This window comes from Streptomyces sp. NPDC002537, assembly GCF_053594975.1.
On record NZ_JBSFWT010000182.1, the window covers coordinates 1 to 3,186 of the forward strand.

At 72.4% G+C, this 3,186-nt stretch carries 3 protein-coding genes; all 3 read right to left on the reverse strand.

Annotation, left to right across the window (positions count from 1 at the left end):
• Window positions 1-98 precede the first annotated feature (98 nt).
• Window positions 99-1,058, reverse strand: a complete 960-nt coding sequence (locus ACWD4A_RS35190; protein ID WP_451200530.1) for a helix-turn-helix transcriptional regulator — start codon at window positions 1,056-1,058, stop codon at window positions 99-101.
• A 248-nt stretch (window positions 1,059-1,306) separates the two neighbouring features.
• Entirely contained in the window at window positions 1,307-1,930 is a 624-nt protein-coding gene (locus tag ACWD4A_RS35195; RefSeq protein ID WP_451200532.1) for a GntR family transcriptional regulator, read from the reverse strand.
• A gap of 200 nt (window positions 1,931-2,130) precedes the next feature.
• On the reverse strand, window positions 2,131-3,186 hold a 1,056-nt coding region (gene sucB, locus ACWD4A_RS35200), incomplete at its 5' end, for a 2-oxoglutarate dehydrogenase, E2 component, dihydrolipoamide succinyltransferase (RefSeq protein WP_451200533.1).

Below are 3,186 nucleotides of genomic sequence, written 5' to 3' on the forward strand. Positions count from 1 at the left end.
GCTGGAAATCCAGCCCGTCCGGCGTTTGAGGACGCGGCCGTAGGCCGCTCCCGCCGCAGGCGGCAACGGCGGGGTAGTCGGGGGCCCGGCGGCACACCTCACCGGTAGAGCGCCGCGCCCCGCGCCGCCGCCTCGGCGAAGCGTTCGCGCAGCGAAGACGGCTCCAACACTTCCGCTTCCGGCCCCAGCGCAAGAAGCTGCCCGTACGCCACGTCGAGAGACTCCACCCGCAGGGTGACGGTGAGCAGACCCCCCGCCTCCGCGCCGGAGGCCGTCGCCTCCCGCGCGGCCGCGCGGTCGGTGACATGCGGCAGGAGCCGCGCACCCTCGGCGGTCAGGCGCAGCCGTACCCGTTCGCGCAGCAGTGAGCGGGTGAACTCCTCCGCCTGCCGTTCCCAGAAGTCCGGCAGGTCGAAGGTCTCCGAGCGCAGGAAGCGGTCCTCGCCGGCCGTCACGGCCGTGAAGCGGTCGACCCGGTAGACGCGGAACTGGCCCTCCGCTCGGGCCGCCAGGTACCAGACGCCCGCTTTCAGGACGAGCCCGTACGGCTCCAGCTCGCGCTCCACCTCCGTGTCGCGCCTGCGGTAACGGGCGGTCATCCAGCGGTCGTCCCATACGGCGTCGGCGATCGCGGGCAGCAGTTCGGGGGGATCGGCGGGCTGCCACCAGCCGGGCGCGTCCAGGTGGAAGCGCTGGGCGGCGCTCGTCGGGGCGTCGCTCAGGTCGGGCCGGAGCGCGGCGGCGACCTTGAGCCGGGCGGCGGAGGCCGCGTCGGCCAGCCCCATCTCGCGCAGCGCGGACGGGACCCCGGACAGGAACAGCGCCTCCGCTTCCGTCCGTCCCAGACCGGTGAGGCGCGTGCGGTACCCGCCGATGAGGCGGTAGCCGCCGGACCGGCCGCGGTCGGCGTAGACGGGGACGCCCGCTTCGGAGAGGGCGAGGACATCCCGGGCGACCGTGCGCTCCGAGACCTCCAGCTGCCGGGCCAGCTCGGACCCCGTCATCGACGGGCGGGACTGGAGCAGCAGCACCAATTTGATCAGTCTGGCTGCGCGCATGCGTCCATCATGCCCAGCGGCGACGACAGGACCCCGCGCGTCGGCCAGGGCATGGGAAGGCGCGCGGGGCCCTGCCCTCGCCGTCGAGCCTCGCCATGTCACAGGACAGGGCGCCATGGCGGGGCTCGTACCGGCAGGACCGGGTGTACGGGACGCATAAGTGTCCCGCGGAGACGATACGCCTCTGATCGATGATCGATCAACGTGACGTACGGAAAAACTTTCCCGAGGAGCGGAGAAGGGGGGTGTCAGAGCCGGGGCGCGCAGCTCAGCACATGGGTCCGCAGCAGCTCGCCGATCTCCGGATCGCGCCGCTCGAAGGCCGCCACGATCTCCTCGTGGTCCTCCGCGTACGAGCGGGGCTCCGGGCTCAGCCAGCGGATCGACAGCGTCGTCCACACCTCGATGCCCAGCGATTCCCAGGTGTGCAGCAGGACGGAGTTCCCGGCGGCTCTGACGATCTCCCGGTGGAAGGCCACCGTGTGCCGCACCTGCGCCTCGCCGTCGCCCGACCGGTCCGCCGCGTACAGCGCGGCCACCTCGGCCCGGAGCGCCGCGTCGTCCTCGGCCAGGGCGGGCGCCGCCAGTTCCGCGGCGACCTGCTCCAGGCCGGCCCGTACGGGATAGCTCTCCTTGAGGTCGGTGGGGGTCAGGGTGCGCACCCTGACGCCCTTGTTGGGCACCGACTCGATCAGCCGCAGCGACTCCAGCTCCCGCAGCGCCTCCCGCACCGGGGTCTGGCTCACCGTCAGCTCGGCGGCGATCCGCCGCTCCACGATCCGCTCGCCCGGCTGCCAGCGCCCGCTGATGATGCCTTCGAGGATGTGCTCACGGATCTGCTCGCGCAGCGAATGCACGACGGGTGTGGCCATGTGGGGGCTCCTTAGCGGGCGGGCCCGGAACCGGACCGCACGTCATTATCCCGGCAGAGCGGGGGCTCCCGGCGGCCCGCCCGGTTTCGGGAGCGTAAAAGGCGCGCCAAACCCGCCCACGCGAAAGGCGCGGCCCCGGCCCGTACGGAAAGTACGGGACCGGGGCCGCGCCTTCAGGCGACTGCCTCAGCCGGTGGGGCTCAGAGACCGATCTCGGTCTCGAACTCGGCGGCCTCCAGGATCTCCTTGACGGCCGACAGGTAACGGGCCGCGTCGGCGCCGTCCACCAGGCGGTGGTCGTAGGAGAGCGACAGGTAGGTCATGTCGCGGACGGCGATGACCGTGCCCTCGGGGGTCTCGACGACCACCGGGCGCTTGACGGTCGCGCCGATGCCCAGGATGCCGACCTGGTTCGGGGGCACGATGACCGTGTCGAACAGCGCACCGCGCGAGCCGGTGTTGCTGATCGTGAAGGTCGCGCCGGCGAGGTCGTCCGGCGAGATCTTCCCGGAGCGGACCTTGCCGGCCAGCTCCGCGGTCTTCTTGGCGATGCCCGCGATGTTGAGGTCACCCGCACCCTTGATGACCGGGGTCATCAGGCCCTTCTCCGAGTCGACGGCGATGCCGACGTTCTCGGAGTCGAAGTAGGTGATGGTGCCCTCGTCCTCGTTGATCCGGGCGTTGACGACCGGGTGGGCCTTCAGCGCCTGGACGGCGGCCTTGACGAAGAACGGCATCGGGGAGAGCTTGACGCCCTCGCGCTGCGCGAACGCGTCCTTGGCCTTGCCGCGCATCTTCATGATCTTGGTGATGTCCACCTCGACCACGGAGGTGAGCTGCGCCTGGCCGTGCAGCGCCTTCATCATGTTGTCGCCGATGACCTTGCGCATGCGGGTCATCTTGACCGTCTGACCGCGCAGCGGCGACGGGGCCGCGGCGGCGGCCTTCGGCGCGGCGGGGGCGGCGGCCGGGGCCGGAGCCGGGGCGGCCTTGGCGGCCTCGGCGGCGGCGATGACGTCCTGCTTGCGGATGCGACCGCCGACGCCGGTGCCCTGGACGGTCGCCAGGTTCACGTTGTTCTCGGCGGCGAGCTTGCGCACCAGCGGGGTGACGTACGCGCCGTCGCTCACCGCGGCGGCGGCCGGAGCCGGGGTGACCGGGGCCGGAGCGGCGACCGGGGCCGGAGCCGGGACGACCGGAGCAGCAGCCGCTCCGCCTCGTCCGTCTTGCCGCGCCGCCGGAGCACGTCCGCCAGC